This is a genomic window from Ktedonobacter robiniae (genome assembly GCF_016587375.1).
In the GTDB taxonomy this organism is placed as follows: Bacteria; Chloroflexota; Ktedonobacteria; order Ktedonobacterales; family Ktedonobacteraceae; genus Ktedonobacter; species Ktedonobacter robiniae.
In genome coordinates this window covers 2,610,715-2,637,377 of sequence record NZ_BNJG01000002.1, presented here as the reverse complement: position 1 = coordinate 2,637,377, position 26,663 = coordinate 2,610,715, and the positions used below count along the sequence as shown (strand labels likewise).

The 26,663-nt window shown below is 54.9% G+C and carries 23 protein-coding genes and 1 pseudogene; 14 read left to right on the top strand and 10 right to left on the bottom strand.

Annotation, left to right across the window (positions count from 1 at the left end; genetic code table 11):
* Positions 1-79: 79 nt before the first annotated feature.
* Positions 80-1,321 carry an MFS transporter gene (locus tag JMJ04_RS32295; protein ID WP_201374444.1) on the top strand — a complete coding sequence of 414 codons (1,242 nt, stop codon included), beginning with the start codon at positions 80-82 and terminating at the stop codon, positions 1,319-1,321.
* A 151-nt stretch (positions 1,322-1,472) separates the two neighbouring features.
* On the opposite strand, the gene JMJ04_RS32290 is transcribed toward JMJ04_RS32295, so the two are convergent.
* Positions 1,473-2,837, bottom strand: coding sequence for an ATP-binding protein (locus tag JMJ04_RS32290; RefSeq protein ID WP_201374443.1), 1,365 nt, complete (start codon positions 2,835-2,837; stop codon positions 1,473-1,475).
* Positions 2,837-3,193 (bottom strand): hypothetical protein, encoded by a 357-nt coding sequence (locus tag JMJ04_RS32285; protein ID WP_201374442.1) that lies wholly within the window; start codon positions 3,191-3,193, stop codon positions 2,837-2,839. The genes JMJ04_RS32290 and JMJ04_RS32285 overlap by 1 nt, the downstream gene beginning before the upstream one ends.
* A 37-nt stretch (positions 3,194-3,230) precedes the next feature.
* Here JMJ04_RS32285 and JMJ04_RS32280 point away from each other — a divergent pair, with 37 nt between their 5' ends.
* Complete coding sequence (locus tag JMJ04_RS32280; RefSeq protein ID WP_201374441.1) at positions 3,231-4,175, top strand: IS630 family transposase; 945 nt, start codon at positions 3,231-3,233, stop codon at positions 4,173-4,175.
* Between the two features lie 484 nt (positions 4,176-4,659).
* Here JMJ04_RS32280 and JMJ04_RS32275 read toward each other — a convergent pair whose 3' ends face one another.
* The gene (locus tag JMJ04_RS32275) at positions 4,660-6,201 is read right to left on the bottom strand and encodes a DHA2 family efflux MFS transporter permease subunit (protein ID WP_236038567.1); all 1,542 of its coding nucleotides are present in this window, start codon (positions 6,199-6,201) and stop codon (positions 4,660-4,662) included.
* Between the two features lie 594 nt (positions 6,202-6,795).
* Positions 6,796-8,601, bottom strand: a complete 1,806-nt coding sequence (locus tag JMJ04_RS32270; RefSeq protein WP_201374440.1) for an FAD-linked oxidase C-terminal domain-containing protein — start codon at positions 8,599-8,601, stop codon at positions 6,796-6,798.
* A 279-nt stretch (positions 8,602-8,880) separates the two neighbouring features.
* On the opposite strand from JMJ04_RS32270, the gene JMJ04_RS32265 reads away from it, so the two are divergent.
* Together JMJ04_RS32265 and JMJ04_RS32260 are read left to right on the top strand one after the other, a co-directional pair.
* Positions 8,881-9,474 (top strand): TetR/AcrR family transcriptional regulator, encoded by a 594-nt coding sequence (locus JMJ04_RS32265; RefSeq protein WP_201374439.1) that lies wholly within the window; start codon positions 8,881-8,883, stop codon positions 9,472-9,474.
* Positions 9,475-9,876: 402 nt separating this feature from the next.
* A complete protein-coding gene (locus tag JMJ04_RS32260; protein WP_201374438.1) occupies positions 9,877-11,757 on the top strand; it encodes an ATP-binding protein in 1,881 nt (626 codons plus the stop codon).
* Between the two features lie 395 nt (positions 11,758-12,152).
* On the opposite strand, the gene JMJ04_RS32255 is transcribed toward JMJ04_RS32260, so the two are convergent.
* The 5 genes from JMJ04_RS32255 to JMJ04_RS32235 form a co-directional block, all read right to left on the bottom strand.
* Positions 12,153-12,389 (bottom strand): hypothetical protein, encoded by a 237-nt coding sequence (locus JMJ04_RS32255; RefSeq protein WP_201374437.1) that lies wholly within the window; start codon positions 12,387-12,389, stop codon positions 12,153-12,155.
* A 378-nt stretch (positions 12,390-12,767) separates the two neighbouring features.
* Complete coding sequence (locus JMJ04_RS49060) at positions 12,768-12,977, bottom strand: CGNR zinc finger domain-containing protein (RefSeq protein WP_420799518.1); 210 nt, start codon at positions 12,975-12,977, stop codon at positions 12,768-12,770.
* Between the two features lie 231 nt (positions 12,978-13,208).
* The gene (locus JMJ04_RS32245) at positions 13,209-14,162 is read right to left on the bottom strand and encodes an LLM class flavin-dependent oxidoreductase (protein WP_201374435.1); all 954 of its coding nucleotides are present in this window, start codon (positions 14,160-14,162) and stop codon (positions 13,209-13,211) included.
* Positions 14,163-14,288: 126 nt separating this feature from the next.
* Positions 14,289-15,794, bottom strand: coding sequence for an MDR family MFS transporter (locus tag JMJ04_RS32240; RefSeq protein ID WP_201374434.1), 1,506 nt, complete (start codon positions 15,792-15,794; stop codon positions 14,289-14,291).
* A gap of 77 nt (positions 15,795-15,871) precedes the next feature.
* Positions 15,872-16,507, bottom strand: a complete 636-nt coding sequence (locus JMJ04_RS32235) for a TetR/AcrR family transcriptional regulator (protein WP_201374433.1) — start codon at positions 16,505-16,507, stop codon at positions 15,872-15,874.
* 658 nt (positions 16,508-17,165) lie between these two features.
* Here JMJ04_RS32235 and JMJ04_RS32230 point away from each other — a divergent pair.
* From JMJ04_RS32230 to JMJ04_RS32205, 6 genes are all read left to right on the top strand, one after another.
* A complete protein-coding gene (locus JMJ04_RS32230) occupies positions 17,166-17,303 on the top strand; it encodes a hypothetical protein (RefSeq protein ID WP_201374432.1) in 138 nt (45 codons plus the stop codon).
* Between the two features lie 23 nt (positions 17,304-17,326).
* Entirely contained in the window at positions 17,327-18,295 is a 969-nt protein-coding gene (locus tag JMJ04_RS32225) for a helix-turn-helix domain-containing protein (RefSeq protein WP_201374431.1), read from the top strand.
* Between the two features lie 8 nt (positions 18,296-18,303).
* Complete coding sequence (locus JMJ04_RS32220) at positions 18,304-18,456, top strand: hypothetical protein (protein ID WP_236038566.1); 153 nt, start codon at positions 18,304-18,306, stop codon at positions 18,454-18,456.
* Between the two features lie 83 nt (positions 18,457-18,539).
* Positions 18,540-18,740, top strand: coding sequence for a hypothetical protein (locus JMJ04_RS32215; protein WP_201374430.1), 201 nt, complete (start codon positions 18,540-18,542; stop codon positions 18,738-18,740).
* A 58-nt stretch (positions 18,741-18,798) separates the two neighbouring features.
* Positions 18,799-19,056 (top strand): GNAT family N-acetyltransferase, encoded by a 258-nt coding sequence (locus JMJ04_RS49055; protein ID WP_201374429.1) that lies wholly within the window; start codon positions 18,799-18,801, stop codon positions 19,054-19,056.
* Positions 19,057-19,291: 235 nt separating this feature from the next.
* The gene (locus tag JMJ04_RS32205; protein ID WP_201374428.1) at positions 19,292-20,167 is read left to right on the top strand and encodes an IS5 family transposase; all 876 of its coding nucleotides are present in this window, start codon (positions 19,292-19,294) and stop codon (positions 20,165-20,167) included.
* Between the two features lie 127 nt (positions 20,168-20,294).
* Here JMJ04_RS32205 and JMJ04_RS32200 read toward each other — a convergent pair whose 3' ends face one another.
* Positions 20,295-21,680, bottom strand: a complete 1,386-nt coding sequence (locus tag JMJ04_RS32200; protein WP_201374427.1) for a serine hydrolase domain-containing protein — start codon at positions 21,678-21,680, stop codon at positions 20,295-20,297.
* Between the two features lie 163 nt (positions 21,681-21,843).
* Between JMJ04_RS32200 and JMJ04_RS49050 the strand changes: the two are divergent.
* From JMJ04_RS49050 to JMJ04_RS32185, 4 genes and pseudogenes are all read left to right on the top strand, one after another.
* Positions 21,844-22,071, top strand: a pseudogene (locus JMJ04_RS49050) (DUF899 domain-containing protein); the annotation flags it as partial.
* Between the two features lie 263 nt (positions 22,072-22,334).
* Complete coding sequence (locus tag JMJ04_RS32195; protein WP_201374426.1) at positions 22,335-22,967, top strand: TetR/AcrR family transcriptional regulator; 633 nt, start codon at positions 22,335-22,337, stop codon at positions 22,965-22,967.
* A gap of 298 nt (positions 22,968-23,265) precedes the next feature.
* The gene (locus JMJ04_RS32190) at positions 23,266-24,018 is read left to right on the top strand and encodes an ABC transporter ATP-binding protein (RefSeq protein ID WP_201374425.1); all 753 of its coding nucleotides are present in this window, start codon (positions 23,266-23,268) and stop codon (positions 24,016-24,018) included.
* A complete protein-coding gene (locus tag JMJ04_RS32185) occupies positions 24,003-25,937 on the top strand; it encodes an ABC transporter permease (protein WP_201374424.1) in 1,935 nt (644 codons plus the stop codon). Before JMJ04_RS32190 ends, JMJ04_RS32185 begins: the two co-directional genes overlap by 16 nt.
* Positions 25,938-26,663 lie beyond the last annotated feature (726 nt).

Here is a 26,663-nt window from a genome sequence, read left to right as displayed (position 1 = left end):
GTTGATTGGACCGCGCCTCGGTTGCCGGGCTCCTTTTGCTTCCCTTCTTGCAGAAACAAGTCGAACGAAAGGATGTTTCATGACCAACACGGAAGTCATTCCACCACAGCCCGTTTCCCTTTGGCGCAATCGTGACTATCTTTTGCTTTGGCTCGGCAACGCCGTCTCCTCGCTCGGCACTTCATGCACACAGTTTGCGTTTCCACTGCTCATTGTGGGACTGACGCGTTCTATCGCTGCTGCCTCCCTCGCGTATAGCCTGGGACAGCTTCCCTACGTCCTGTTGAGCCTCCCCGCCGGGTCGCTGGTGGATCGCTGGCCGCGCAAACGCGTGATGCTGCTCTCTACCTTCTGCTTGATGGTGTGCGTGGCAAGTATTCCCCTGGTGCTGAGCCTTTCCAGCGGACTACTGCGGCTGCTTCTCCTCTACGCCATCGCCTTTGGCCTGGGAGCCATTTCGCTTTTCTACGAGCTGGCCGGATTTGCAGCACTGGCATGGATCGTGCCAAAGAGCCAGCTTACCACAGCCGTCGCACAGAACGAGGTGATTGTTGGCTCCAGCGCGCTTGTCGGACCCGCCCTGGGTAGCTGGCTCTTTAGCATCAGCAGGCTGCTCCCGTTCGTCACCGACGCGCTTTCCTCTCTGATCTTGCTCGGCTCACTCTTCTCCATACGCTCGCCCATGCAAGATGAACGGAGGACGCAGCGTCACCACCTGCTCCAAGAAGTGCGCGAGGGGCTCACCTGGCTGCGGGAGCATATGGTCATACGCTCGATCTTCCTAATTTCCAGCTATGTCAACCTCACCATCACAGCCAGTATGCTTCTCGTCCTGGACATTGTGCAACAGCAGCATATCCCGTCGGTGCTCTATGGCCTGATCGGAGCATGTGGCGGCGTCGGGAACCTGCTTGGCGCGGCGCTCTGCCCGCCGTTGCAGCGGCGCATACGCTTTGGCCTCACGCTTCGCTGTGCCCTGGTCGTGTTCGTGGTGCTCTTCCCTCTCTATGGCTTCATCACGACGCCACTGCTGTTGGGAGCCGTCTTCGCTGCCATCGCTCTCTCCGACTCGATCCGTGCTATCTTCATGGACAGTTATCGCTTCGCTGTCGTCCCCGATGTCCTGCAAGGCCGCGTCAATGGCGTCTCTCGCCTGATCTTGTTCAGCGTCCAAACCCTCGGCTCCTTTGCACTCGGGCTGAGCCTGGAGCATCTGGGCGTGTTGCCGACCGTGGGCATCGTGTGGAGTGGCCTGCTTCTGATCACCGGATGGCTGTTTCTCTCTCGGCACATGCGGCAAGCGACATTCCCACACGAGTAAATCCCACCATGCTGCTGCTGATACTCATGTATAAATCGCAGCATTCTGTGAAAGGAAATGGGCACAAGTATCTGAGGCAATTTGAAGGCTATTGCTTCAGATACTTGTGCTGAAATTGCTTCACCAAATTTGGGATTTACAGGTGCTCCAATCACTCTTTTCGCCTTGCACCCGAAATAATTTCCCACCTGGTTTCGCCTTGCACCCACCGTCGCTCTGTCTGAAGCGTCTGTGTCTTTCGCCTCTCATGGGCAGGATAACGGAGAATCCCATTGCGGAGTTGAAGTTGACGCAATGCTGCACATTCAGGGCATTCTCCACGCGCCACTCCGCTGTCCTGAAAGCGTCCTGGATCGATATCTAGCACATCAGAAAAGATGCATCTTAGCGTGTTTGCCGACGGTGCCTGATTGCCCACTGGATCACGGACAGCCGCTCGCTCGACCGGGTTTCCTTTACGTTCCCGCCCTCCTCCATTTGCGGCAGGATTGACTGTCTGAACTGACTTCCTCTCGTTGGCATGAGTATCTACTAATTGCTGGAGTTCTTGTTCACTTTGCACTTTGGCTCGTGCCACTCGATGCTCTCCTGTTCGAGCTTCCATCTCTAAACGAGCCCGTTGGTCGGGCTGTAAGGCAGAGCTAGTGAGCGCATCCACCGTCAGAACCGTCTTGTTCTCGCTCCAAAGCGCATCCACGGTCTCGACGATCCAATCGCCTAACACTCCTACACATCCCATACTCCATTCCCCAAACCAACGCCAGTGAGAGAGCAGTGCTGGCACATCGACCGTCAGAGGCACGTTTTCGAGCAAGCTTTGGAGAGCACCGACAAATTCTTCACACTCTTTCTGATTATCCAGATGGTAGCGAGGAAAATGATGATCGCGCATTCTCCGTGTTGTTTGGCCGTTGAGATGGCAGTACTCGTACAAATCAAAGTTGCCCACCAGGACGTGCAGCATATTGGTACGATTCGCGAGCGCCTTGAGCCAATCTAACTGCGCAGTCGGCTTGCACTGAGGATCTGGGGCCAGCAAGTGCTGACCTTCATCCACAAAGACCACTTTTACCTGAAACAACCTCAGAGCATACTCGACCACATTGCGGACCTCCAGCCATTCAGCAGGATCATTGCTCTTTTTCCCTCGATTGATATAGAGCGGCAGATTTTTCGTCCGATCTCGGATGGCCGGATGGTGCTGAAACTGGTCAAGCACGTGCTGGTAATAATCAAGGCGCGCCGCCGATCCCACATCTTCTGGTGATGCCTGCACGATCACCGCCGGGACCACAGCGGGATCTGTTTCCGCATCGCGTAACTGACGCACGATCTGCTCCACAACGGTCGATTTGCCCACTCCCCCTGCTCCATAGAGATCCAGCAGGGTGTAGCTTCGGTGTCCAGAAATAGCTCGGAGCAGGAACCGCTCTACTTCTTCGAGACGCGGGTGTTTCACCTTCAAGGTTCTAAAGCTCTCAAGGCGACTTGTTGGAAGCATGTCTGGTGTGGGCATCAGTGGTACACCTCGTAACGTGGTAGGTTCGACAAATCTATTTCGATCGGGGCATCACTCCTGGTTTGATCTTCCTGTACAGGACGAGGCCCCGCGAGCAAAAGCGCCTCGCGCAGTGGTTGCTCTTCCAGATCATGTTGACGTTGGAGCAAACACGCCTCATCCTTTTCCAGTTTCAGTAAAAACTCTGCCAGGCGGGGACCATCCAGTGTCACGCGTTTCATCTGGTGCTGTCGCTGGTCTTCACGCCACTCGTCGAGAATCACATTCCATTCGCGTTCTGAGCGCCCATGCACCTGAAGAAAAGCATCGGCAACACATTCAACCCATTGATCATCAATGTAGGCATACAGCACTCTTCACAAAAGTTGGGCCTGATGACAAAATGAGAGCATGCGAGCATATTCTCAAGATTTACGCCAGCGTATCCTGCGCGTGGTTGACCAGGGGAAGCCACGTGCAGAAATTGCTAAAACGTTTGCGGTTTCCCAATCCACGATCAAACGCTACCTCAAGTTAAGACGCGAAACCGGCGATGTGAAGCCCAAGGCCATTCCAGGTCGCCCATCAAAAAAGGGAGCGGCTCTGCACGCTGGATTGCTTGCTCAACTCGAAGCACTCCCCGATGCGACGCTTATCGAGCATTGCCAGTTCTGGCAAACTACACACGGCATCCAGGTCAGCTCCGCAACCACGAGTCGTGCGATCCACCGTCTGAACTGGACCCGTAAGAAGAAAACCTTGCGAGCAAGTGAGCAGAATGAAGCCGACCGCGCTGCCTGGCGTGAGCAGGCAAAAACGTTAGATGCCAGCAAACTGGTGTTCATTGATGAATGCGGCTCGAACATCGCCTTAACCAGCCTGTATGCTCGTTCTCCTTTTGGAGAACGAGCGTATGGTGCGGTTCCACACAATAGGCGCGCCAATATCACGCTTCTGGCTTCGCTCTCGCTTCAAGGCATGGGCGAAGCGCTTCTCCTGGAAGACTCGGCGGATACCACCGTGTTTGAACTCTACATCGAACAGATTTTGGCTCCGAGTCTACAAGCGGGGCAAATTGTCATCCTGGATAATTTGAATACGCATACCGGAGAAAAAGTTCGGCAAGCCATCGAAGCGCAAGGATGTCAGCTTCTGTTTTTGCCATCCTACTCCCCCGACTTGTCACCGATTGAGGAGGCATTCTCCAAACTGAAAGCGTTTTTACGTCGGGTAAGGGCACGCACTCCAGAGGAATCGCAAGAGGCCATTGGACAGGCTCTTCTGACGATTACCATGCAGGATGCTCACGGGTGGTTCAGACATTGTGGCTATCGACCTGTCGATATGGCAGGGTAAGGACGCTCGCTCCTTCCACCAATCGGAATGAGGATCGCGCCATGTCGCCAGAGGTTCTGTATGCTTCAATCACAGATCGCCTGATAGGTCAGTGTGACAAAATCCTCACCAACTTGCGTGTAGAACGGGTTGGCACTTCCGACCTGAAGGAGTAGGGTTGCCATCAAATCCTCTTTCGGGTCCGCAATCCAGGTTGTCCCAAACGCTCCTGGCCAGCCAAAGGAGCTAACGCTTGGTCCAAGACCGACTTGTCTGGTCCTGACCGCGACTTTCTCTGAGGCTACGACTGGCGGAAACAGCCGGAGTCATGAGGATCGAACATCATACACCAATATCACAGAGAAGCGACTTGTTTCGTCATTTGGTCGAACCTTCAGGTCAGTTACCAGGAGGCGGTGGTGGTCCCAATTGTCAACAACAATCGGGACCACCACCGCCTCTCTGCTTAAAGAACGATGCTAGCGATCTGCTTGCGAACGGCGTTTTACTCGCCAATCGGCATTTGGACCTCCGCTTGCACAACTTCGCCATTAGCGCGAGCCTTTTTGGCTGCCTCAAGCGCCGGATCACGTCCGAGCGCCAGCGTGATGAATATGCAGATAACACATCCAATCAGGACAAGCCAGAAGGTATTGTTGAGTCCTATAACCGTGACATGCTGGGTCACACAATGCTTCAGTGCCTCGGCGCGTGCTCCCACGGTTGCCGCGCAAGTCACCGCTATACCGCTCTGTGGAATCTTCTGTACTCCTTGCTTTGCCATTGTCGCGTATGAAACGGCCTGCTGACTCAAATAGCTGGTCAGGACCGCGACGCCGATCGCCGAGAAGACCATACGCATGACGTTGACGAGCGAGGAAGCGCGTGCCATCGCCTTATTACTGACTGCCGAAAGCGCGACTGTTTGCAGAGAGGTGTTGGTCAATCCCAGTCCCAGGCCGCGTAGCATCAGCCAACTCTGCAACGCACCTCCTGAGGTTGAGACATTCAGTTGCGTCAATCCATACGTGCCAACAGCCAGCAGAATTAATCCCACGAAAGCCAGAGGACGTGGCCCGACCCGATTGTACAGTCGACCTCCGAGCACCATACCAACCGCCGTCGCGATACCCTGGGCCATGAGCCACAGACCTGCGGTGAGCGGCGTATTCCCCTGTACGTTCTCGAAAAAGAAGGGCAATAGGAACAGGCTCCCAAAGAGTACAGCGCTGACGACCCACAACAAGAGATTAGAAATGGCGAATGTATATTGCGCGAAGAGGCGCAGATTGATTACCGGATCGCTGGCGATGAAAAGCTCAACGATGGCAAACGCGATCAGGATGACGCCTCCCGCCACCATAAAGCTGATGACGATAGGATCGATCCACCCTCGTGTACCAGCTTCGGTGATGCCATACACCAGCGTGGTAAAGCCCAGCATCGAGAGGAGCAGCCCGGCAATATCAACTCGTTGCCCTTCGCTGGCATGCTCTTCGCCTGCTGCCGCGCGTTCCTGGGCGCGATTGCGCAGGATGAACAGGCCCAGCACAAACGCGATCAGTCCAAGAGGCAGGTTGATTGTGAAAATGGCGCTCCAGTCGAAGGCGGTTGTCAGATAGCCACCAATGGTTGGGCCGAAGGCCGGAGCCAGGAAGACCGGAATACCAACAGTGGCCGTTACTGGCCCGCGCTCGGTTGGTCCGAAGAGACGGTAGATGAGCGTGAAAGCCGTTGGCATCATCGCACCCCCACCGAGACCCTGGATTACGCGGAAGACAATCAGCAGTTCCTCGTTAGGAGCGAAGACGCAGAGGGCGGACCCAAGCGTGAAAAGCCCCAATGCCGTGAGATAGACCACTTTGGTACCCAGGCGGTCGCTCAGGTAGCCAATGATTGGAATGACCGCCGCCTGGGAAAGGAAGTAACCAGTAGAGATCCAGGTAACCGTGTCAAAGCTTGTGTGAAATGCCTTCTGGATCTGCGGCAGAGCCACGCTCACAATCGTGTTGTCCAGGACCGCCATGAAGAGTCCCAAAACCAGCACGATTGTCGCCTGTCAGCGGTAGTTCAGTCGCATGTGTTGTCTCCTTAGAGGTCATAACGCCATGAAGCACCAGCATGACAATCTGCGCGCGAGCTTGCGCGAGTGCTTCTGGCGAGGAAAAATCTCACTCTGGAAAGTGTATCTGGTAGCGAAGGATAGAGAGCGCGTGAAAGACACATATATTCAGCACATGCGCGACCAGCAGTACAGGATCAATCTCTGGGCGAATGATTCCTTGCTCGCGCGCCTTTTCCAGGAAGCTACTGACAGTTCCAGGATGGCTGCCTTTGCCACCTGCGAATCACGTTCACGCTTTCGTTTCTGTGTCAAACTCGATCACAAAGCAATTTGCTCTATTCCAACAAAGGCAGTTGGGCTCTTTGTGATGAGCGCATCCACATCTTCGCGTACCGTTTTCAGGTTTGGATACACTGACCTTTAAAATGGTGAGGAATAGGTTCTCCCCATCCCCCTTGTTTGTTCCCTCGGCGTCTGAACCGGGTAGACCAAAGTGGGTGCTTCCGGCCTACCCGGCGGCGATCATGCCTGGACAGAGAGCTTGAAGATCAGAGTCGTTATGGTGCCAAATGTGCCCTAGCTCCCAGTGAAAAGGCGTTTGACATCGTAGCCGGCCACGTCTTTCATGCTCTCGCTTCCAAAGCGTGCGTGGGCGTCATTGTCGGGAAGGACCACGTCGAGTCCGAGAAGGGCATTAAGTACTGCGATGCGCTCCGCGCCGGTTGCGGCAGCAACCAGCTCGCCCACCGTGCGCCCGTCGGGGGTGGCAGGCAGGGCTGGGCACTGCACCCCATGGTTGGCAAGGTGGTGGGCAAAATCGGCAAGGGAAACCTCGGAACCAACGATTACACTGAGGTTAGCGATATTGATGGCGATGTCTTTTCCGCTTGCGCTCTTCGTTGTTTCGGTTGTCTTCGACGGCATGGAAAGGACGGTATGAGTGCGGTAGCTGTCGAGAGCTCTGCGCAGGGCAGCTTCGAAGGCGGGCGCGTCTGGCTCGTCAGGGGAGAAGTCCGGGAGCAAGACCCCTGGGTTCAACAGCCCGTCGGGATCGAAGACCCTTTTGATGGCACGTTGGACAGCGATCTCCACGGGCGTAAAGCGCCTGTTCATAAACTGGCGTTTCTCTGTTCCGACGCCGTGTTCGCCTGTGATGGTGCCTCCCATGCTGAGAGCTGCATCAATGATTTCGTTGTTGGCCTCCTCTAACGCACGAGCACTCTTGGGATTGGCCGGATCAAAGAAGGAAGTCGGGTGTAGGTCACCATCCCCAGCGTGTCCGGTCACAGCAATGAAGGACAGGCCGTCGTGGTGCCGTTGGGCTGCGGCCTGGATGGCCTGCTGCATCTCAGGAATTCGTTGGCGAGGGACAGTGACGTAGCCGATGAAGAATGCCAGTCCACTGCGCAACACCGCGTCAGGGGCATGCAGGCGACCGTACCAGAGCCTCGAGCGGGTTTGCTCATCATCGGCACGCCGAACCTCGGTAGCCGTGCGGCGCAGGATCTGTTCAACGACCGCCATATCGTGGTTGACCTGCTCGGCAGTGCCATCGATGTCGATCAGCAGGATCGCGTCAACATCGGTCGGATACCCAGTGCTGGTAAACTGCTCTAATTCAGCGATGCCAGCGCGATCGAGCCACTCCAGCGCGGCAGGCACGACCCCGGTTTCGATGATGGCAGCGACGGTGGCTGCTGCATCATGAGCCGTGGCGAAACCACCCATGAGACTACGAGTAACTGGAGCAATGGGACGGAGTGCGAGCGTCGCCTCGGTCACGATCCCGAGTGTTCCCTCGGAGCCGATGAGAATCCCTAGCAGATCGGGGCCCTCGTCGTTCGCGGTGAGGGTGATCACGGTCCCGTCAGCCAGGACTACCTCTATGGAGAGGATGTGGTTGAACGTCACACCATACTTCAAGGCATGTGAGCCACCAGCGTTCTCAATGATGTTGCCGCCAATTGTTGATAGTGGTTGCGACACGGGATCGGGCGAGAAGCACAATCCATAGGGGGCAAGTTGCTGCTGGAGCGCGGCGTTGATAACCCCAGGCTGGACACGGGCGCGGCGGGCAGCAACATCGATGTCCAGAACACGGTTCATGTTTCCCAGATCGAGCAGGATACGATCCTGGTTGGGCATCATTCCTGCACTGCAATTTGATGCGCCTCCCCGGGGAACCACGGGAATCTGATGTTTGGTGGCCAGCCGCATGACTGCTGCAACTTCGTCACGAGAGCGAGGTCGTAACAACAATCCCGGTGCGCCACCAAAACCCCAGAAATTATGTCCTGCGGTAGTCATAACATCGGAATTAGTGATCACTGCCTCTGGCTCTGACAGCACACAAGCAAATTGTTCGATGAGAGTGGTGTTCATATTTGTCTCCTCTTCTTCATGCTCTGGAAAGGGCCAGGCTCATCAGCTCAAACGTTGTCGCTTGGCCCTTGCAGTTTCTCGATGACGGTGACTCCCCCTTTCAGCCAGGAAGAGCGTCGTTCTCGGAAGAGACTTGACAAGCCGTTTATTAATAGACATAATGTATAATAGTGGCTATGCTTGGTGAAGAGCAAAGGTGTCAAGGAGATCGCCTTGGAGGCAGAAATCCTGAACATATGATGTCTACTAGTAGACATGTCTAGAAATCGAGTAAGGAATATGGAGGATCGTCGCGTCCAACGAACCCGTCAGCTGCTTGAGCGTGCATTGCTGGAGTTAATCGAGGAACACAACTACGAGAGTATCACTGTACAACAGATTACTGACCGGGCGAATATGGGCCGGGCAACGTTCTACTTGCATTATCACGACAAAGAACAGCTCCTCTCGAGCACGCTCCAGAAGCTGCAAAAAGATCTGGCGCAACGGCTTGAGCCACTGCGGCCCTCAGACTTGCTCACTGAAGAGCAGACGTTAAGTGAAAAGGTCTTCGAGCATGTGGGCCATTACCGCCATCTTTACCAAGTGCTGCTGAGTGAACGGGGAGCTGCCCTCGCCAAGAAGCAGCTTATAGACTACATGACCCAGCAGGCAGAACACTTCATAGTGAACCCGCTGCTCGAAATAGTGAGCGAACCAGCCGTCCCAGCCGGTTTTCTCGCCACCTATTTAAGTGGGACCCTCTATACGGCGATCAGTTGGTGGCTCAACCACCAGCAGCAGAAAACCCCAGAAGAGATGGGACTCCTCATGCGCAAACTCACGGTACCAGCGATGTTCTCGGCCCTTGGCATTGATCCAACGAGAAAATAGCGGGAATGTTCGATGACTTTTGAGGTTTTCCACCGTTTTTTAAACTCTTCCCAGGAGGCTCCCAATGGTCCTGATTAGAGAGTGCGGTAGCAATTTGCGAAGATGTCAGCAAGTCTGGAAGCGCTGAGCAATCGTAAATAAAAATCGCGTCACCAGATTGTGACGATTGCTCCAGGTGAACATCGGTTGGTCGCTACACAAGCGGGGGGAACTCTACAGCGGTGTTCGCAAAGGTTGAGTTACCGCATTCTTCAGCCTGTCTTTCAAACCAGAGGGCTCGCCCTGCCAATCTGCGTGTGATGAGATTGCCATCTCTTCTCCACGACGCATACAATAACGGTATGCGGGTGCTCTTTTTCTCAGCTTGCAACATGATTGAGCATTTCTAAAAGGAGCTTTCAGGTGGGGAAAAGATTGCAACATGTCACACAGTGCAAACCGAAACGGGGTAGAACGCCTGGAGGGAAGCCCATTCCTCACGCTCGCCCTCTAGGGGAAGCACGCAAGCGACTCAACCAATTGGAAGCCATCTGGGAGTCTTTCCCGGAGGGTCTCATTGCGTGTGATCGCAACCAGAAGATTGTCCAGATCAATGCCACTGCTCGTAAGCTCTTTGAAGTGGGTTCCGAAGCTCAATGTCAAGGAAGAGACTACCAGCAGTTTCTCAAGCACTACATCCGCTCTGATGAGCAGCCACCATGTGCTCCCTCAGAGCAATGGCTGATGAACCTCGCTCTTGCCGGGACAACAGGAGCCAGTTTGCCAGAACAGACACTGCTGCTGGATCTGCCTTCCGGGCGCAAGATCTCGGTCACGGTTCACACTTTTCCCGTGAGTGCTCAAGAGCGCGATACAGAAGAAACCGTCTCGATCTTCCATTGTGGGGATGAAATCTCCTATCTCCAACGTGTCCACGAGTCAATGTTGGATCTGCTCACCGCGATCGCGCAGATTCCCGAGCAGATGGAATGCGTCTTGCCGGAAGAAACTTTCCTCCTCTCGTCTCCGGTGCTCTTCGTGGCCCAGCAGGTGGTGGATGTTATCCGGTCTGTCCTGGATTGTCACCGGGTGAAAATGCTCGCGCTCGGTCATCGAACGGGCCATCTGTATTATGTCGCAGGAAGTGGCTTGACCGCTGAACAAGAACAGTACTGGCGGGACATCGGGGGACACTTCCATCCCTCAGAAGTGCTTGACGATGCGGCATGCGCTCGCCTGTGCGCCAACCAGGAGGTCGTGCTTGCATATGATCAGTTGCACACCATTGCACATCTTGGGAAACAACTGCCTTTTCCGGCGTCTCTTTACCCCGTGTCTCCTGGCTCCGAGACCATCCTGATCGTTCCTCTGTTTCTGGAGCAGCAGTGGGTTGGTGCGCTGATGGTCATCAAAGCACGTTCGGAAGGAGCGTACACGCCAGAGGAGATCGCGCTCGTGAAAGCCATCACCGCGCAGACCATGCTGCTCATTGAGGGCATTCACGGTTTCTCTGCACAGGAAGGGAAAAAGAACAGAGCACTTGCCCAGCGCGAAGTGACTCGCCTGGCGGGCGAATTTCTGACTCTGGCTACCCATGAACTGCGCACCCCGCTGACGGGGATCATGGGCAATCTGCAATTAGCCCAGCGCCGCTTGCAGACCTTCAAAGGGCAGTTTGCTCCTCCACCTGTTCAGGTCCGCGAACCCCTTGCCCATGTTCAGCAACCCCTGGCAGCCGCCTCGCAGAGTGCCCAATTTCAGCAGCGTATCATCAATGACTTGATCGATGATGCGCGTATCCAGACCCACGCGTTCACGTTGTCCTTGAAGCCCGAGGATCTGCTCACACTGCTCAGAGAGGTGGTGGCCGGCCAGCAACACGCTGCGCCAGGGCACCCCATTATGCTGGATGTTCCTTCTAAAGAGCAAGGCGTGCCCATCCTCGCCGATGCTGGACGAATCAAGCACGTTCTCACCACCTACCTGACGAATGCATGCACCTATTCTCCCCCAGGACGGCCTGTGGTGGTGCAGTTACGCATTGCGAAGGCGCTCGCCCGTGTCTCAGTCCATAACGAGGGAGCAGGCATTGCGAGAGAAGATCTTGATCATATCTGGGAACGCTTCTATCGCGCCAAAGGGAGTGCCGTCCAGCATGAACTGGATCTGAGCTTCGGATTGGCCCTCTATTTGTGCCAGGTGTTCATGGAACGGCATGAGGGGAGCGTTGGGGTGCAGAGTGCTCCTGGCGAGGGCGCCACGTTCTGGTTTACCTTACCCATCACACCATCTCGAGGAAAATGATACAAAAAGACCTGTTCCCAGTGCATCAGAGAGGTTGCACTCAGATCGGTAAAAATCTGCTGCGAGGTAAGCATAGCCCAAAGCACATCGACCGTGAGATCCGGAGTCGCTTCAAGAAACGCTGCAACACTCATTCCAGGATAGACTTTGAGTGCATCGAGAACCTGCGCTTGCGCCTGTGATGTGAGCGGAAATGGGTGTATCCAGAAATCCCTGAGAATCTTGAGATTTTGAATGAAGAGCGGATGATATTCTTTGGAGGTACGCATACGGTAGGAAAGACCCAGTTCCCGTGCTGCCAACTCTCCGGGAGGGGATCTCCATCCTCCTGTGCCTGTAGGCTGATACCGTTCAGGCATTCGTTCGGCGAGCTTGTCCAGGGCATCTGCTGGTTTTCATTCTTCAAATGCCACGCTGTCCCGGCAGATGACAAGAAAGTCGGGGGTGTGCCAGGGGGAACTCTTGCGTCCGGAGCGGGCGTGGTAGTGAAGCTGAATACGTGGAGGCCCTACCTTGTACTTTTCGGGCAGGCTGAGAGGAGCGAACGCGAGCAATGGCCGTTTCTGTTGCTGGCGAAATGTGGTTGCGCTGGCACCAGATGCGAAACTCATCGTCTGTGAGCATGACATCATTCCCTCTCTTTGTTGAGAACCAGCTAATGAAGGGCTTCCTCATGAACTCTTTTCAAGCTGAGTATACCCAAGATTCAGCAAAGAAACAAGCTTCTGCTCCATAACTTTTCGTTTTTGCCGAATACCTTTTCGCAAGAGAGCGTTGCTGAAAGATTTGTTTGCGAGAGGCAAAAGGGACAAGGGCAAAGAAAAGATATGGTGCAGAATGCGAGCGTTTTCTCCCGTTCTCTACTGAAATGCCAAGACCGATTTATGGTTCAGGCAGGAAAAGATATTCAACAATTAACATTGAGTTCGGGAGGCTCAAACCAATAATTGACTCGATGTTGGTTGGTGGCAAATGGATTCGAGAAGGTTTCTTTCTATAAGGCCCTTGAGCTACTGCATGCTCTCATGCTCTTTGACTTGCTTGTATCGTCTCCGTGAGCGAGCACGATCCATACATTTCAGACAACACCACTGGCGGGTGGCACTACGGGTTCGGTCATAAAAGAAGAGATGACAGCGCGGATTGTGACATGTACGCAAGCGGCTCCTGGTTTCCTCGGTGAGCAGCCAGATGGCAGAACGAACGATCGGCAGGAACACCCGTGCCTGTGGCTAAGCATCAGGGGTATCTCTGAGACGAAAGGTTCCGGGTTCGGTCTGTTCCAGAACCTTGCGATCCAATTTTGGGGTGATAACATTTTTTCGTGCCATTTTTTCCGCTAAGGCTTTCCCAGTGTAGATCCCAGAATGAAGTGAGTCTGAATCTGTACAATGAAGCGGGCGGTTCCTCTTCGCTTGGAGGAGAGAACGCTCGCTTCATTTATCCAAGTATTAAATTTGACCAATCAAGCGAGCCAAGCGCTCTCGTTCATCTTTGGCATTCGCTACAACGATGGGCATCACCAGCAATTCATCCAGTCCAGATGCCAATAGCTTCTTGAAGTGCTCCGAAATCGCGGCGTCATCCCCTGCGACAACCAGGTTCTCAAGCAGCGCGTCACTGAGCTCACCCTCGGGCGAAACGGGGAAACCCGCCTCGGCAAACATGCTGACATAGGAGGGAAAATGCCCATAGTACCCCAATTGCTTGCGCGCCGCCACGTTCACCGCCTGCCGATCCCGGCTGAGGGCCACTGGAATATGTGCCACCAGAGGTGGGACCGGGCGTCCAGCCGACGCTGCCCCGGCTCGTAGCGCTGGCAAGGCCTTCTCAAGCAGGTAGGGAACCGGGCAAACCCAGGAGATCGCGCCATCGGTCAGCTCACCCGCCAGGCGAAAAGCCCTCTCGCGCAAGGCAGATATCAGAATCGGCGTATGCGGCACGCGTGGAAGTGTGCCTTTGGCCGTAAAGAAGCGCCCCTGATGCTCAACTTGACCATCCCAGAGCGCCGCACGCAAGATCGTCACATACTCACGCAGGTGCTCCCGTGGGCTCTGCAGAGGGAGACCATAGCCTCTCTCAATAATCGGCTTCTGGCCTGGACCCACACCGAGACGGAAACGCGATGGCGCGATGTCATTCAAGGCCAGGGCTTGCTGCGCCAGCGCCAGGGGATGACGTGGATACGTTGGGACGATAGACGTTCCCATGCGAACATGCTCCGTCTGCACCGCAGCGGCTGCGAAGATCGTGAGTGTATCGGGAGACAGTCCCCCTTGGTTCATCCAGACCTGGCGCACGCCAGCCTTTTCAGCCGCCACAATCGCGGCAATAGCCTCAGACGAGGTGGCGCCAGCTATCGACAACCCTATGCGCTCACGCGTGGTTTTCTCGTGTGTTGACATTCTCTGTATTTCCTTTCAAGCCTTGTCATCGTGTACATTTGGGAACTACGTTGGTGATGCTTTGCCATTCCTCTGTTGAAAGCATTTCTCCTTTTTCGCCTGTGGAGCTCGCCCTTTTCGACCACTTTATTCAGCCACGACGAGTCGCTCAGAAGCGGTGTTCTCTCCTTGCTCCTGCGGAACAGGTTTCGGAACCCGAAGAAAGCAGACGACGAGAAAGGCCAGGGCAAACGCTGCCAGCGAGAGCCAGAAGGCGTCCTGCACGGCCAGATCCAGTCCCTGCTGGCGAATGGCGGGCGAGATGGTTCTCACCTGGCTGGCCAGGGCGCTGACGTGCATACCCGCTCGGCTCTGAACGAAGGTCGCCAGCACCGCGATCCCCAGGGAGGTAAAGACGAAGCGTACGACGGTGTTGAGCGACGAAGCTTGTGTATACTGGTTCGGCGAGACCTTTGAAAGTGCCGAAACGGTTAACGGTTGGAGCACCAGGCCAGCCCCAAGCCCGCGTACGACAAAGACCAGAACAAGCCAGGGGTAGGAGGTCGTCAGCGTGATCTCGCCCAGTTGCCAGGTGGCGAGACACAGCAGAGCCAGACCCGGAAAGAGTGCCACGCGGGGACCAAAGCGATCAACCAGACGACCACCAATCAATGCGGCCAGCACTGAGGCAAAGGCCATAGGCAACGTGTACAGGCCAGACTCAAAGGCGTTGAGACCGCGCAGTTCCTGCATATAAATGGGCAGAAGAATCAGGCCACCGAAGAAACCAAAAGAGATCAAGGCGTTGGCAATATTGCTGCTGAGAAATGGCCCGTTGGCAAAAAGGGAGAGATCAACCAGCGGCCGCTTCCCACAGCTGCTGAGACGGAGTTCAACGCGAGCGAAGAGCGCCAGCAGGCCAAGACCACCAATCAGCGTCACAAGAACGGAGGGGGAACTCCAGCCGGAAATGCTGGCATTGGACAACGCGTAGAGCACGGCTGTCAGACCGCTCGCAACCAGGAGAAATCCTGGGAGATCGAAGGGGAAGTGGCCTGCGGCGGGACGTTTGCGCAAGAGCAGGAGCGCCAGAACGATGGCAACGATCCCCACTGGCACGTTGATAAAGAAGATCAGGGGCCAGCTGGCATAGGTCACCAGGTAACCGCCCAGGGTCGGGCCGACAGCGGGAGCCATCAGCGCCGAGACGCTCAGGACACCAGCGGCCAGACCACGCTGCTGGGGCGGGAATTCAGCGAAGAGGAACGAGATCGCCAGGGGGAAGAGCGTCGCGCCGCCAACAGCCTGTATGACCCGAAAGACAATGAGCGTTGGCAGGTTCCACGCGAAACCGCAGAGTGCGGAACCCAGGGTAAACAGGATGAGCGAGATGATGTAGAAGCGCTTCATGCCCAGGCGATTGGCAAAAAAGGCCGTCGTTGGCGTGATGACGCCCTGGGTAAGGGTATAGGCGGTGATCACCCATTGGAGGCTGTTGAAATCGACCGCGAAGGCACGCTGCAAATGCGGCAAAGCGTTGTTCACCACGGTCTGGTCCAGAATGCCCATAAACGAACCAAAAATGACGACGAGAACGACGATCCATTTGTAAGCCAATCGGTCAGATTGCTTGCGGTTGGTGGAAAATGGCATGGGAAAAGCTCCTTGCTCTTTGCCAAATGGGGCGAAAATTGTTAGTTACCGTAAACTAACTTAAAAGGTGAAATTTTTTAACCCTCGCGGGCACGGAGACCACGTAACCACACCCGGCTGATTTCTTCCTGAAGAGGGGCTGCGCGATTGGAAAGATTCAGCATCAAGGCATACTGGTTGGCCAGAATCATGCTCATGTAGCCCCAGGCCACGGCATCCAGATTGAGCGCCTCGTCGATATACCCTGCGGCTTGCGCCCGTCCAACCAGGTCGTGAATCATCTGGTAGATCGTCAGATTGTTTTTACTGACACCCTGGCTAATCTCGGGATCTGACGACTCAAGAACGGACTGAAAGAGCACGCGTTGCGTTTCCGGATCAACGCTGATCGTCTCACGAAAATCAAGAACTACATGTTCCAGCGCATCGAGAATATCTTTCTCTTCTCGCTCTGCCAGACGCTTTTGATAGAGTTCAAGAAACTGTGAGCTAAATTCTCTCAGAACAGCCAGAAACAGTCCCTTCTTACTGCCAAAATGCTTGTAGAGCATGGGCTCGGTGATCCCGCTCTCGCGTGCCAGTTCCCCAGTACTTGCTTCCACGTACGTCGAGCGGGCGAAGACCCGTTTGGCACAATGCAAGATGAGTTTGCGCCTTTCTTCACCGCTCATGCGGGAGCGTTTGACTGGTTGCGGCTGCTGTGTATCGGTCATGGTGCAAAGAACCCCTTTCTGTTAGTTACCGTAAACTAACTTGTGTGATAAGTATAATCCCTCCCTGGAAGCTTGTCAAGTGTTTCTCGTGTCTCCACCAATGCATCGCAAAAGTCCGAGGAGGTGAAAAGGAAGAGTCAATCCGCTAGCATGAACAAACCAAAACTGCTTTCATTCAAGGAGAGACTCCTCATTGTAGATCCCAGAATGAGCCGGGGAAAATGTGATTTGACTTGATTACTGGCGGATTTCTGCCAGAAAAAATGGCGTACATGGTCTGTACACCCGCTTGGAATCACGAATGACAGGAAGAACTGATTGACGCATAATATGGCGAGGTCCGATTTTGCAGAGAGAAGACGTACGCATCACTTCTTGTGAAAAAGCCTTGACAGACGATATGCGACAATTGCGCCAGGAAAGACGGCAGAACCAGTTAGTGCTCTGAAGGGGTCAGCGCATCTAAACCTTAGCGTACAGTTTTCAGGTTTAGATGCGCTGACCCCTCTGAAGAAGAGATCTCCCACTGAGATTCGCCTTTGAACCATCGAGGGCCTGAATGCGTGCTTCGACCCCGCAGCTTTTCATGGGAAGGCATGCTTACCTGATCCTTTTTCAGGCTGCCTTTCCGCACACTTCCGCACACAGGACACGTCAGATGAACCACTCCCAATTGGGTGACTTGATGAGCATCCAGGCCCACCACCAGTCCAGAGCCAGGACATTTCCCTACCGGTTTCATGGTGGCATGTTCCCCGACGGGATCACGCTGCGGCGTTCGCTCTCCAACCCGTGATGGGGAAGAGAAGGATTTCTTTGGTGCAGATGCACCCGTTCCGTTCAGCGCCTGTAATTGTTGCTGAGTCGTCGCTTGCCCTTTTTCGACTCGTTGTTCTCCTGCTCGTGCTTCCATTTCCAGGCGGACCCGCTGACCTAGCTGAAGGGCATGTGCTTCAAGCGCGTCACGGGTCAACACTGTCCTTCCCTCGGCAAGCCGAGGCAGGTATGGAAGATGACAAGCAGGGGAACCGTAACCTCGCCAAAGCGGAGGCAGCACGACGCCTGGCACGGATACGAGGAGGCGTCTTCTGGATTGGCACGGAAAAGACGCTGACCAGGGCGCGCCACTACAATCTGGTGTTCCTCCATGCCAGACGAAAAGCCTTTCCCGCCTTTGCTGACATCAGCGTCGCTGTCCAGGACGTCTGGCCCTGGGGAGAAGTTGCCAGTGTCGAGGAAGTCGAACATCGTCTTGCTGGAAAGTTTCCTGCCGCACTGGTAGAAGCAGCCATCTGGAAACTCGTGGCGAACAGTGCCGCAGCAGGACATCTGCTCGTGGATTTGGAGCACGTGACGCTTGATCGCAGGCTTCCCCTGGCCTTGCGTCTTCCTGAAGCGCCAGTCATTGTGCCTGCCTCGCTTCCAGAGACGCTGCTGGAAGATTCGGTGCAACACGGTGTCCCTCCTTTCCCTTCCGCTCTCGCATCTCCCTCCTCACCTGATTCCACGGCCTTGGTGAAAGGTCCGACCATTGATGCCTCGGCGCTCCCAGAGAAGCAACGCGCGCAGTTTCTCCGCAATCTGTACGCCGTGGAACAGGTGCTGGCTGGAGCCACACAAACCAGGGTCGCAGCCGAATCGGGTTTGTCACGTTCCACACTTTCTCGCCTGGTACAGCGGACACGCAAGAAAGGCCAGATTGCCTGTGTTCCACATAGAAGTTACCACAAACGGGTAATTGGGAACAGTCCATCGCGACATTTGGGGTTCCTCAATATAAGGAACTGACCGACCAGGTGAAGCTCCAACACGATCATCCGTTAGGGTTGTGTCTGATTGCCGCAGGGCGTGGGAACACCATTCCCTTGAAGGAAACCCTGGATCAGCCTGATCCCACCTGGCTGCAATTCCGCTGCCGCCTCGACAAACTGGAGCCGTTCCGCCGTTAACAATACTTTCTGCTCAAAGAGGGCTTGAAAAAAAACGTTTATTGTATTCTGCCCTTATCAAGCAAGCAAAGAAGGTCATGGGAATGAATATTCGTTTTCTCCAGGCAGAAGATGCATCTTCTTTTCGTCGGCTTCGTCTTGAGGAGGCAAAAGAGTTTTCTGGGGCTTTTAATCCCACCTATGAAGAAGAACAACAACAACAACAACAATCCCTCGAAATAACTCTCCAAAGAATCCTCCCGACCAATTCGTCTTGGGTGCATTTCTCTCATCAAATGAGTTAGTGGGAATTGCAGGGTTTTACCGAGAGTCAATGGCAAAAAAACGACACAAAGCCTGGATTTGGGGGTCTATGTCTCTCCGGTGGTTCGAGGACGGAAGATTGGGAAAGCACTCCTCTTCGAATTCCTGGAGCGTGCACGTGAGCTGAAAGATCTAGAACAAATTCAATTAAGTGTCACTACTGTGAGTTCTGCGGCGTATGCATTGTATCATTCTCTTGGGTTTCAAGAATATGGGTTAGAGCGACGAGCATTAAGAAATAATAATACATATTTAGATGAGCATCTGATGGTATTGTTTTTACAAACAATTCGCTAAAAGCTCTTCAAGGAGAAAAAGAGCATTTTGCGCTAGTAGTGTGCTTCAGAAAAGGTTAGTCATCTCGGTTCAGATAGGCGACGAGCAGCCGAATCACAGTGTACCAGATCCTGTCTCTCGCTGCTTTCCAAAACACGGTCTTAGATAGTGTTTGAAAGTGGTCATCTCGCCGAGAGGAAGAAGAAAGGGGTTGATGTAACGAGTCGAAGAAGCAGAAAGAAAGTGCAGAAGGCGTATGAAGGTGACACTGGGGAGGAAAGCCTATCCCTCCGATCTGACGGATGAGCAGTGGGAACTGTTGGAACCCCTGATCCCTCAACCATCCCTGCAGGGCCGCAAGCCGTTTGTCTCGCGACGCGAGGTCGTCAATGCAATTTTGTACGTTTTGCGCAGTGGATGTCCCTGGCGCATGCTGCCCCATGAATTTCCCGCGTGGCAAAGCGTCTATTACAATTTTCACCGCTGGGAGCGCGAAGGCGTTTGGGATCGTATTCTGCAAACCCTACGCATGCGGATGCGCACCAGGCAAGGCCGAGAGGAAGAGCCAAGTGCGGCGATCATCGACAGTCAATCCATCAAAACGAGTGCGGTTCGGGGTCCTGAAAAGGGCTACGACGTCGGAAAAAAAACGTGGGGCCGCAAGCGTCATGCATTCGTCGATACGCAGGGCAATCTGTTGGCTGTGAAGGTGACAGGAGCCCAGGCCTCTGATCACCAGGGCGGCACTGCCCTGCTCGAGCCACTCAAGAATGCGCTTCCCCGTCTGCAGCTCATTTGGGGCGATAGTCATTACGGCGGAACCTTTCTGACCTGGGTGAAAGAAACGCTGGGCTGGACGATTGAGACCATCCATGCAGTCACGCTCCCCAAACGAGGCCTGCTCGTGCCCGAAGGGGAGGAGGTGGACTGGGACGCATTGTTTCCCACAGGCTTGCGGCCTCAGCCCAAGCGATGGATCATTGAGCGCAGTTTCTCCTGGATCGTGCGCTGGAGGAGGCTTTGCCGCGATCACGAGGGGCTCCCACAGAGCAGTGAGGCCTTTATCAAGCTCTCTGCCAGCTACCGTATGCTCACCACGCTCGTGCCAGCTTTCCCATCGCGACCGTTTTAAAACACTATCTTAAAGAAGGGTGGAATTAAGGTCACTGTCACCAACCGCAAGGAAGGGACAGTGACCACCGAGAGGCTTCAAAGCGCCGCTTTTTTCTGGAAAGGAGCGGTACTTCTTTCTCCTGGACTTACTCGGAGGCGAGTGGAACCCGACTGAATAACCGGCCAGCGAGGTCTACTCCCACGACCACGCCACTCGTGTCGCGGGTGAAAAAGCCGCGTTGCCCCTTGAGTTCACCGCTGGTGATGATGTACTCGTCGGATGAGCCGGGCAACAAGCCGAAATCGGCAGGCTCGGGGTCCGGGGGCGGTGCGTTCTTGGAGGCCTTGCGGATCTCCGGCTTGATCCGAACCGCGAGCCTGAGCCCAGCCCCAACCGTGTCGATGGTGAACGTCATCATCTCATTCTCGTAGGTTCCGGCAATCTCTCTGGCCCGCGCCGCGTCAAACGGGATGGGCTCCTGGTCGCGGTCGACGAGTCCCAGATAGTGCTCAAGCGCGAATCTGACGATGGACTGGTTGAACGGGATACCATCTGGGCCAGCGTTGGTCAGCGAGATGACTGCGAAATTGCGTTCAGGAACGAGAAGCAACTCGGAGAACTGGCCGTTTGCCGAGCCGCCATGTCCAACGGTGCGCACGCCGTCCACGTCGCGCAGGAACCAGCAGAGACCAATGGCGTCGCCAAGGGTACTCGCTCGCAACTGAGCCGTGGGCTCCTTCATCTGCTGTAGCACGTGTGTGAGGAGGACCTGAATGCCGCTTTCTGTGCAACCGTCACTCAGATGGAACCGGCCCCAACGCAGCAGGTCTGCCACCGAGGAGGCGATGCCTCCACCAGGGGCATCGCCTCGCGAATGCCGCCACGGACGTGCAATGGACAGTACCCCGTCTTGAGCGCGGTCGTGTCCGACCGCGAAGCGCCGGGTCATGATATCATCGCGCGCGAAGAAACTGTGCGACAGCCCCAGTGGCTCGAAGAGGAGCTGCGCAACAGCCTGCTCAAATGCGACGCCCGTGACGTTCTCGATGAGGCGTCCGAGCAGGTTATATCCCGCTTGACTGTAGGAGACCCGGCTCCCAAGAGGGGCGATCAGATCAACTTCAGCCATCTTCGCCACGTAGCGTTGCAAGGCGTCGTCCCCTTCGCCGGTGTCGACGTTGACTCGCCAGTCGAGCCCGGAGGTGTGGTTGAGTAGGTTGAGTACCGTGATGTTCTCTGCAGCTTGTGGATCTTTCAACTGAAACTCTGGAAGATAGCGGCGGACTGGCGCGGAGAGTTCGACCTTTCCTTCTGCGACCAGATGTATCAGCGTGGTTGCGGTAAAAGACTTCGTAATCGAACCGAGAGCAAACAGGGTATTCTGATCGATGGGGAGTGGATTATCGACACTCGTCACTCCGTGGCAGGCAGAGATCTCCTTGCCATCAGCCCATACCCCTACGGCAACGCCTGGGATATTGAATTTCTTGAATGTCGTCTCGACAAAATCAGCGAACGTGATCTGCGACATTTCCCTTACCTTTTTGGTAGATGGACGCTAAAGTATTCCGCTTCCACAAACTCCCCCAAAAAGGCAAGAAACCACGGTGTTTCCCGAGAGCAGCAGTCGCGAACAATGTATTGACAAGTATATCACGCTCGCACTTCAGATGAGAAGCGGTTTCTCCAGATGCCCGTCGTTCGGACTGTTAGACATGACTGTGTATGGTCGGCAGGAGTTCTGGGAGGACTCGCCTGCTGGCTGGCCGCAACGATGGGGAGAAAACACCAGCGAACCAAACTCCTTCCGTATAAGCGGACGCCCCATCTCCCAATGGTCCCGTCTTGCCGCCGGACGCTCCAACGACCTTGGCACCGGGACTACCGCCACTGCCCCACACGGCTGCCAAAACGAGCTGTGACACGCGCGGGAAAGCAATGAGCTGGTGCACCGCCGAAGTTACTCTCCAGCTCGTTGCACCCTCTTGGGTCTCACTTTTCCAACATTTTTTGACACTCGGCCATTACCCCCATAAGGGAAAAATGAAGGACACCTTTACTGCTTCCTCGTTCTTACCGGAATCTATCGGGGGATTTATGTCGCGACCCCTAATACCCGCAATCTCTTCTGACACGACCATGAAAAAGGTTGACCGATGTTAGCTGAATGTGGTATTATTTGGCCATGCGGTTAAAGAATGCTACATATGGCCAACATCGGTCAACCTTTACGGAAGCGGCAAGACGAGCACAAATTATCGAATGCACCATCGAAACCCTTGCCGCTCTGGGGTATGCCCAGACATCGTTGGCACACATTGCCGAACGAGCAGGCATCAATAAAGGCTTGATCTCCTACTATTTCACCAGTAAGGAAGAGTTGATGCGCCAGGTGGTCACCCACATCTATACCGTTGGCGCCAGTGAGATGAGCCAAACGATTGAAGCAGTTCCACGCCGACCACGCGATCAACTGCATGCCTATATCCAGTCGAACTTACAGTTCATCTCCGGACACCCCAAAGAGGTCCGAGCACTGGGGGAAATTTTTCTCACTATGCGTCGCAAGAGCGGTGAACTGGCCTTTGGGCCAGAAGATGAGGAACCTGTGCTTCACGTGCTTGAGCAGATTTTCCGTGAGGGGCAGGCGACAGGTGAATTCCGCTTGTTTGATGCACGAATCATGGCGTTGAATCTGCGAGCGACGATCGATAAGTTCAGTTCACTGGTCGGTGTTGGTCGCGAGGTTGATCTGAAGAGCTACATTCGCGAGATGATTGAACTCTTCGGCCGCGCAACGTGCAAGACGCAGGAATAGTGCGGTGGCAGGCCGCGAAGGTGAAGACCAACGCACCTCGCGCGTCTCAAGCTCCAAAGGGAAAGGAGGATCCCCTGGCGGATCTTGGAAACAGGTACGGGATGTATATTCGCCCTTCTCAATGAGAAGGGGCGTGACCTGGTCTCCCACCCTGATCACCTCTTTTTCATCACCACAACGCTCGTTCATTGAAGATTGACGCCTCTACCCCTGGAGGAGTGGAGGGATGGAAGGAAATCACATGACCTCATCGATGCCGCAAGGCAGAAGCGCTCACCTTCCTGAGGGAAGTGAATCCATGCCAGCCTTATCCATTGCTGGTCTCCACAAAGTCTTTGGTGATATGGTAGCCGTCAACCATATTGATTTGACCGTGCCCCAGGGATCGTTCTTCGGGGTGGTTGGTCCGAATGGCGCGGGAAAAACCACTCTGCTCTCCATGTCCGTAGGCTTGCTGCGTCCGACCGCCGGACAGGTCAAGGTCTTTGGCATCGATGTTTGGGCGAAAGCCATCCGTGCCAAAACACTGCTGGGAGTGCTCCCAGATGGATTGGCTCTCCCCGAACGGCTGACCGGACGTGAGTTGCTGACGTTTCTTGGGCGCCTGCGAGGACTCGACCCAACGACGGTTGCCCAACGCAGTGAGGAATTATTGGCTGTCACAGGGTTAACGAAAGCGGAACGGACCCTGGTGATCGATTATTCCACGGGGATGCGCAAAAAGATCGGTCTGGCCACCGCGCTGTTACATAACCCGAAACTGCTTGTCCTGGATGAACCATTCGAGGCGGTCGATCCTGTCTCGGCCTCGACGCTCAAGACCATCTTACAGCGCTTCGTGGCTGCTGGTGGCACTGTGGTGCTCTCCAGTCATGTCATGGCCCTGGTCGAGCAGTTGTGCGATTCTGTGGCAGTCATTGCGAATGGGAGCGTGGCGGCGTTTGGCCCCTTGGATCAGGTACGCGCTGGACGGAGCCTGGAAGAGACCTTCATGCAACTTGTTGGCGTTGAGGTCAGTGGAGAGGAGCAGTTGTCGTGGTTGGCGTCCTGATTCGCATGAAGCTTGTGCTGCTACGGAACTCAATGACTGGTGAACGGGCAACAGGGATGATTCTTGGTGGACTTGGCGGATTGACTGCCGCCGCCATCACGCTTGCTCTGAGCATCTCTCTCTCTGCCCATCTCTCCGTAGCGGTTGATATCCTCGCTCTCGTGTACGCCATGTGGCTGCTCGGCTGGATACTTGGTCCAATCCTGGTAGGTGGCCAGCCAGCGCTTCGTGCGGATCACTTCCGCTTCTTGCCCATCCCTCGCCTGCGCTTGGCTACCGGGTTGCTGGGCACAGCCTTTGTCAGCATTGGGACGGCGGTCACGCTGCTCGCCTTTGTCAGCTTGGTGACCTTCGCCGTCCAACTTGGTGTGGGTCCAACCCTCGTTGCCATCCCGGCCACGGTCTTGCAACTCCTGTTTGTTCTGCTCTTCTCACGTGTAGCAACCAGCATCTTCAGTGCGGTCGTGCAATCCAGAGTAGGTGGCGCAATTGCCGGGCTCCTGCTGGCTACCATGCTCTTTGTTATCCAGGGCCAGTGGGTCATCATTGTTGGAATCATCCAATCAGGTGTCTTGCGAACGGGACTTCCTCCCGTGCTTTCTTCGATCATCCAGGTTCTCCCTTCAAGCTGGGCCTTGGTCGCTGTCGAAGCTGCCTCCCAATCCAACTGGCTGGGAGTTCTGGCCGCGCTGACGGGCCTGGTGGTAATCATAGCCATCTTGTTTGCCGTCTGGAGCCGACTGCTTGTCCTGCCAGGAGCAGCCCGCACCATTATTCGTGGATCGAGTGGGAACTTGGTTGGGGCCCGTCATACCTGGTGCTGGCGAGCGTTCTCAGGGGCAACCAGGGGGGTCATCAGCAAAGAGGTACGCACCTGGTGGAGAGATCCATCACATACGGTCAAAATCTTTTTGCCCATCGGCTGGGCACTCCTCTGGTGCCTCTCGCCCCTCACGTTTGGCTCGATATTGGCACTTCCTTTCACCGCACCAGCCCTTGCTCTGATGGCCATGACGAGTGCCGCCAACCTCTATGGGGAAGAAGGGACGGCGCTCTGGGTCACGCTGTTAACACCGGGAGCAGCTCGTCACGATGTTCGCGGTAAACAATGGGCCTGGTTGCTCATCTTTACACCGCTGACCATCCTTGCCACTCTGGTCTTCATTCCCCTCAGCGGACAGAACTGGGCATGGCCCTGGGTACTCGCCTCCACGCCAGCCTTGCTTGGAGGTGGCGTTGGTCTGCTGGTTCTGGTCTCGGTCATGGCGCTGGCCCCTGGACCTGATCCGCGCCAGGGGAGAGCAAACCCCCTGGAGCAAGGGAATAGCGGTGGTCAGGCTATCTACCTGTTCTTTCTGGGATTACTTCCACCTCTCCCCGCTCTGGCAGTTGTCCTGAGTGGGATGTTGTTAGAGAACAATCTGCTCTGCTGGACCGGGAGCCTTGTTGGCCTAGTCACTGGCATAGGGGTTGCCTGGTGGTTTGGCCATATCGCTGCTCAAAGGCTGGAAAAGCGCGGTCCAGAATTGCTCTCGCTGATGCGCCATGGAAAAAGTCAGGAAGTCAGAGAAACGACGCCTGAAAAAGCCGTTGGACGTTCCACCTTCCTGAATACCATGCCTCAGTGGAAGCAGTTTGTTTTCCTCATGCTTTGTCCAACCCTTGGCTCACTCATCTTCTTCGCCCAGGGGCTGGCACCGCTCATCATCCGTCTTTCAGGCAGTCATACCCGTGTCTGGTTTCTGGCTCTCTATCTTCCCACCGCCTGGCAGTGGCCGGTGATCGTCTTCATGCTTCTGCTGGGTTTGGGAATCCTCGGAGCGATGGTCCCCCTCTATCTGACGCACAAGAAAGTATGGCAGAGCCTCCAAACGGAAGAGGGGTTCACCGCAGCTTTGAGGAAGGATGTTTTTGAGTAGCAAGAGAATGGACTGAACTAATGGTGAGCCTTTGTGATCCGCTTCCACGAACATCTCAAGCGGCTCACAAAGGCTGTGGCAAGAAACCTCGCCACGACTTATTGGACAGAGACCTGTTGGATCTGTTAGATCAAAACAGCTTTTTCAAATTGCCCAACCCGCTCTCCAGGCCGATAGGCTGATGCCCAAACCCGATTTTTGATCTAATGATCAGGACAGGTCTCTGTCCATAAGATCATGGCGAGGTTTCGTGGCAAAAGGCAAATGGAGGTTTCAGCAGCAAAATGACTCCTGGTCCGGATCAGTCGTGAGACGAGACTGAGTAGGCGACGACACGTTCAATCATTGGAGCCCTTGTTGCAAGAAACGAACGATTTTGGCATAAACCGTTGAGCTTTTCTCAGGAACCCTTATCTTCCTTTTCTGAGCAAAACGAGCGAAGTGTTTAATGATCAGGGATCAATCGGATTTGGTATCATACGAAAGCAAAGCAGAATGCAAGGAGAATCTTGTATGCCTTTTCCTTTTTCTTTCGTTGATCTCTCTTCTTCTCCCGAGAAAGTGTGGACGACGGCTTTCAGTGAAAGCCGAGTGCACCGTTTCGGGGGGGTTATGCCCCCCGGATACGTGTTTTACAGGTGTAAATCCCAACATTATTCGGCTCTTACGCAACCTCGATACCGCTGGCGAATCCTCCTCAGGAGCATCAGGATGGCATTGTAAAGA

Bases quoted from the DNA above. Each gene is read 5' to 3' on its own strand.
- JMJ04_RS32295 (WP_201374444.1), top strand. From the start codon at position 80: ATGACCAACACGGAAGTCATTCCACCACAGCCCGTTTCCCTTTGGCGC.
- JMJ04_RS32290 (WP_201374443.1), bottom strand. From the start codon at position 2,837: ATGCCCACACCAGACATGCTTCCAACAAGTCGCCTTGAGAGCTTTAGA.
- JMJ04_RS32280 (WP_201374441.1), top strand. From the start codon at position 3,231: ATGCGAGCATATTCTCAAGATTTACGCCAGCGTATCCTGCGCGTGGTT.
- JMJ04_RS32270 (WP_201374440.1), bottom strand. From the start codon at position 8,601: ATGAACACCACTCTCATCGAACAATTTGCTTGTGTGCTGTCAGAGCCA.
- JMJ04_RS32265 (WP_201374439.1), top strand. From the start codon at position 8,881: ATGGAGGATCGTCGCGTCCAACGAACCCGTCAGCTGCTTGAGCGTGCA.
- JMJ04_RS32255 (WP_201374437.1), bottom strand. From the start codon at position 12,389: ATGATGTCATGCTCACAGACGATGAGTTTCGCATCTGGTGCCAGCGCA.
- JMJ04_RS32245 (WP_201374435.1), bottom strand. From the start codon at position 14,162: ATGTCAACACACGAGAAAACCACGCGTGAGCGCATAGGGTTGTCGATA.
- JMJ04_RS32240 (WP_201374434.1), bottom strand. From the start codon at position 15,794: ATGCCATTTTCCACCAACCGCAAGCAATCTGACCGATTGGCTTACAAA.
- JMJ04_RS32235 (WP_201374433.1), bottom strand. From the start codon at position 16,507: ATGACCGATACACAGCAGCCGCAACCAGTCAAACGCTCCCGCATGAGC.
- JMJ04_RS32230 (WP_201374432.1), top strand. From the start codon at position 17,166: ATGAACCACTCCCAATTGGGTGACTTGATGAGCATCCAGGCCCACCAC.
- JMJ04_RS32215 (WP_201374430.1), top strand. From the start codon at position 18,540: ATGAATATTCGTTTTCTCCAGGCAGAAGATGCATCTTCTTTTCGTCGG.
- JMJ04_RS32205 (WP_201374428.1), top strand. From the start codon at position 19,292: ATGAAGGTGACACTGGGGAGGAAAGCCTATCCCTCCGATCTGACGGAT.
- JMJ04_RS32200 (WP_201374427.1), bottom strand. From the start codon at position 21,680: ATGTCGCAGATCACGTTCGCTGATTTTGTCGAGACGACATTCAAGAAA.
- JMJ04_RS32195 (WP_201374426.1), top strand. From the start codon at position 22,335: ATGCGGTTAAAGAATGCTACATATGGCCAACATCGGTCAACCTTTACG.
- JMJ04_RS32190 (WP_201374425.1), top strand. From the start codon at position 23,266: ATGCCAGCCTTATCCATTGCTGGTCTCCACAAAGTCTTTGGTGATATG.